This window comes from Bartonella queenslandensis AUST/NH15, from assembly GCF_000312585.1.
Classification (GTDB): domain Bacteria; phylum Pseudomonadota; class Alphaproteobacteria; order Rhizobiales; family Rhizobiaceae; genus Bartonella; species Bartonella queenslandensis_A.
The window spans coordinates 26,355-30,800 of the sequence record NZ_HE998006.1 but is presented as its reverse complement, the minus strand read 5'-3'; the positions used below and the strand labels follow the sequence as shown (position 1 = coordinate 30,800).

Here is a 4,446-nt window from a genome sequence, read left to right as displayed (position 1 = left end):
AACTGTCAAATATAATTAAAAAATAAAAACAAAAATACTTCATAAATATTAAATACACTTTGTTTATACTATATTAATACAAAATGTATATTTTAATTAATAAATAATACTATTTACAATATCGTTAAAATATGAGACACAAAGCCCTCTTTCTCTTAAAACAAAATTATAAATTCAAATGAGTCCTTCACAAGAAAAACCTGTAGCCTTCTCTTGGTTTACAAGTACAACAAAGAAATATATTTATTTTGTTATTGAACTTAGTTGTGTTGCCATTGTTTTGCGTTTACTGGGCTTGGTAAACCCTTTTATTTTTCAAGCGATTATTGATCGTATTCTCCCCTTTCAGCGCATTGAAAGTCTCTATGCTATTGTTATCTTGATGGTTGCTATCATGCTGTTTAGTACAGCTCTTAGCACTTTATCGGGGTACCTAGGCACTTATTTAGCCAATCGGCTGACATTAGAATTTGGACGACGCATTTATACCCATCTATTAAGTCTTTCTTTGCCTGTTTTACGCCATTGGCAAGTGGGAGAATTATTTTCACGTATTGGAGAGGTTGATACAATTCGCGGTTTTTTAACGGGAACCATTGCCACAACTATACTGAATGTTCTCTTTGCCATTATTTATCTTGCTGCACTCTTTTCCATTAGTCCGAAACTTACCTTATATTGTCCTTATCATTTTACCTTTGCAAATGGGCTCTTTGGCGTTGGTTGGTCCCTTTTTGCGCCGCCAATTACGCCGTGCTTTCACCCTGCAAGCTGCCCATAAATCACGCCTTATTGAAAGTTTTACCAATCTTGAAGCCATCAAGGCACATGTAAAAGAATCTGCTCATACGATACGTATGCAAGAAACTTTAGCCCGTAGTCTGGATCAAAGCCTCACAACCAGTAAATTTCATCTCTTAAATGGGGCTTTAAGCCATATTTTTGGTGATCTTTTCATTATTTTTATTATCTTTTTTGGTGCTCAAGCAGTGTTGCAAAACCAGATTACGCTAGGGCAACTTATTGCCTTTCATCTTCTTGCTGGCAATGTTTCTGGTCCCATTTTAAGCCTTGCCTCTTTATGGGAAGAATGGCAGCACCTCAAAATCTCTCGTCTTCGTTTGGGTGACATTCTTAATGCACCTTCAGAATGGGAAAAGGAAAAGCCACCCCTTCACCTCACCACCAAGCCCCATCTTGAAGCTAAAGATATCTGTTTTTCTTATGGAAAAACACCCATTATCAATCATATTGATGTCTGTTTACAACCTGGTAAGCCGATTATGTTGCTGGGTCCTTCAGGATGTGGAAAATCAACCTTTGCTAAACTCCTTTGTGGTCTTTATCCTCCAACAAATGGACAGATATTGATTAACGATCAATCTTTACAAAATTTTGATATCCGTAGTGTGCGTAAAACAATCGCATATTTTCCCCAAAGCCCTTGCCTTTTTTCCGGAACCATTCTTGAGAATATGCTTCTTGCCAAACCAGATGCTACAGAGGATGAAATCGTTGCAGCCGTTCATGCGAGTGCTTGTCATGATTTGATCTCTCAATTGCCTCAAGGGCTTCATACCCAAGTAGGTGAACAAGGAGGCTTTTTATCGGGTGGTCAACGCCAACGCCTAGCATTGGCTTGCTTTTTTCTCATCGAACCACAACTTCTTATCTTGGATGAACCTACTTCCGCGTTGGATGATACAATCAGTACTCAAATTGTCGAACATTTATATAAACTTTCGCAAGAGCGTATTGTTCTCGTTATTACTCACAAACGCGATCTTTTTCCCAAGCATGCAACCATATTAAATTTTTCTGATTTGGAGGCAAAAAATGGCAGATAAGGCTCCTCATTTGCGCCCTTTGTCACCAACCCTTCATATGGTGGTTGCTGTTTTTGTCGCCTTATTCCTCTTTATTGTTATTGGTAGCTTTATCTCAAAAACAGAGATTGTTGCACGGGGACAAGGGGCGGTTATTCCCACCTCCTATGTTCAACTCGTCCAAGCACAAAATACAGGACGCATTGAAAAAATTCTTGTAAAAGAAGGACAGTTCGTTCACCAAGGTGATCTCCTTATTCAATTAGATCCCCGTGAAGCCTTAAATGAGCGTGCACGTGTCCAAACCGATATCGCACAGCAAAGCCTTCAAGCGCAAATTGCTGCTGCTATTTTAGCTGCCTTGAGCGAACGAGATCCTTTGGATAAAGATTTTGTAACCAAAGGACTGGCATATCTGAAAATCTCTTCCTCCAGCAACAAAACAACGAAAATGGATGGGGAAAAACTCATCCACGCACCTCTTCAATCGCTACAAGATAAAGTAAAAACACTGAAAGCTCAAGCTGACCGCGTTGCACGCAGCGGTGCTATTCTATATGCGCAATTGGACAAATTACGAGATGATCAACAATTAAGCCAAGAAAAACTCAAAGCTGCCAAAAGCCTTATGGAAACAAAAGTCATCAGCAACTCTCTTTATTTAGAACGTCTCCATGACTTTAAAAATGTAGAACATGAAATTTTAGTCAATAAAAGACGCTTGGAAGAAAATAATGCTGAAATAGAAGCACTCTACCAACAAAGACAAAGTCTTATTTCCGATGAAATCGCCCACTATCGGCAACTTTCTCGTGAAGCGGAACTTTCTCTGCAAGGCTTAAAAGCTAAACTTGACAGCAGCCAATATCGTCTTGACCACTTATCACTTTATGCACCTATTGATGGACGCATTGATGATTTAAGTATCCACACTTTGGGTGGCTTTGTAGAAGCAGGTAAAACACTCATGCGTATTGTCCCAAGCACAGGCGGACTCATTGTTGAAGCGTTTTTTGATAATCGAGATATTGGTTTTTTAGAAAAAGGCCAACGTGCTTACGTAAAATTTTCTGCCTTTCCACCTGAACGTTACGGTGTTGTCTACGGTACAGTTATGAATGTAGGTGCAACCGCGCGCCATAAGCAAGAAATTAATGGTGCTTATGCTGTTTTAATCAAAATCGACCAAGATCACATCACTTTTAATCACCAAGAGCTTAAATTTATCCCTGGTATGACCGTGACAGCTGATGTCATTACTTCAAAACGGCGCCTCATTTCTTATTTCTTTGAACCTATTACAAAAATTTTAGAACAATCTTTAAAGGAAAGATAATGTCTATCAATGAAAATCCAGCACCATCACTCATAGATCCAATGACGGCTTTGGGTGCCATGGTCGTTTTAATGCTTCAATCCCCCCTACACCGCCGCTGGAGAATCTGGGATATTGAACGAAACTTAGGACCGGCTTTACGAATTGGACAATACAAGCTCTATAAAAATGAGCATGGAGAATTTTGTGCCTTTACCACATGGGCTTTTTTAGATGAAAAAAATCATCAATCCATGCTTAAAATGGGAGAGCTTTTACCCAATGCTGATTGGCAGGGGGGAAAGTACATGTGGTTCATTGATTATGTAGCACCCTATGGTCATGCTTCTCGTATTGTACGCGATATGCAGCGAAATACATTTCCTGATCAGCGTTATTGTTATGCTGTACGGCGTAATGAAGACGGCGGAATACGAAAAATCACCCGTTGGTGTTGCTATAGAACACAAAAACCATCTGACTAGCTTTTAGACACTAAGTGGGCATAAATCATTCACCCCCCTTTATAAAGAAAAAGCTCTAAAAATGATTATTTTTACTATAGCTATGGTATAAAGAAAGCCTTAGGATATTTAAAGCTAATCTACTACAAATAGGTATTTTTTAGCTCACCAGATTTGATATGAATAGCAACAGATCGTTAAGATTAACTTACTCTCAAGTTAAGCTGTCATTGCTCCACCTTCATTGGCTTCACGAGAGTTGGCTGGGGCTTCACTAGAACTGGCTGGGGTACCTGGATTCGAACCAGGGAATGCCGGTACCAAAAACCGGTGCCTTACCGCTTGGCTATACCCCAAAAAAGATACGCTTTATAATTAGTTTCGCTCCTTATAGCGATTCCTGTGATTGGACGCAACTGAAAATCAAAGACCTTACTTTTTTATCACAAAAGCCTCTAACCCTTGTACGATGTTGCACCGATACAAATCCGTAGAAAAAACTGATAGACCGTTATTCTTCTAACACAAGTCACAATCATTTATCCATCAATTATCTTTCTCTTTTATTGATTTTAAGAGCATAAAGTGAAAATCCTGCAATTTACTCATGTATTTAATAAATGAGTATATGCTCTACTTTTCTTGATATATTTGTATCTTATCTTGTTTAATTTAAAAAAGATGAGAAAACTTTGTGTATTGATGATTTTTCTATCTTCTTAACCGTATTTTTGTTTTTGGATGCCTCAATATAAAATAATTTGCCCTTCCTTAAAGATAGATTGCTTTGATAATGCACAATAAGCATGATAAGTTCCTTTATAGAAAATTCTAATTTTTA

Annotated in this window: 4 protein-coding genes and 1 tRNA gene; 4 read left to right on the top strand and 1 reads right to left on the bottom strand. The window is 38.3% G+C overall.

The window, feature by feature from the left end; translation table 11 throughout:
- The first annotated feature begins 178 nt into the window (after nt 1-178).
- Genes BN338_RS06720 through BN338_RS06705 form a run of 4 tightly spaced genes read left to right on the top strand, consistent with a single transcriptional unit; the run spans nt 179 to nt 3,626 of the window.
- The gene (locus BN338_RS06720; protein WP_039760311.1) at nt 179-781 is read left to right on the top strand and encodes an ABC transporter transmembrane domain-containing protein; all 603 of its coding nucleotides are present in this window, start codon (nt 179-181) and stop codon (nt 779-781) included.
- Nucleotides 714-1,847, top strand: a complete 1,134-nt coding sequence (locus BN338_RS11675; protein WP_244427617.1) for a peptidase domain-containing ABC transporter — start codon at nt 714-716, stop codon at nt 1,845-1,847. Before BN338_RS06720 ends, BN338_RS11675 begins: the two co-directional genes overlap by 68 nt.
- Nucleotides 1,837-3,162, top strand: a complete 1,326-nt coding sequence (locus BN338_RS06710; protein WP_039760308.1) for an HlyD family type I secretion periplasmic adaptor subunit — start codon at nt 1,837-1,839, stop codon at nt 3,160-3,162. The genes BN338_RS11675 and BN338_RS06710 overlap by 11 nt, the downstream gene beginning before the upstream one ends.
- Nucleotides 3,162-3,626 (top strand): toxin-activating lysine-acyltransferase, encoded by a 465-nt coding sequence (locus tag BN338_RS06705; RefSeq protein WP_039760305.1) that lies wholly within the window; start codon nt 3,162-3,164, stop codon nt 3,624-3,626. The genes BN338_RS06710 and BN338_RS06705 overlap by 1 nt, the downstream gene beginning before the upstream one ends.
- A gap of 260 nt (nt 3,627-3,886) precedes the next feature.
- Here the strand turns inward: BN338_RS06705 and BN338_RS06700 are convergent.
- Nucleotides 3,887-3,961, bottom strand: a tRNA-Gln gene (locus tag BN338_RS06700).
- Between the last annotated feature and the right edge of the window lie 485 nt (nt 3,962-4,446).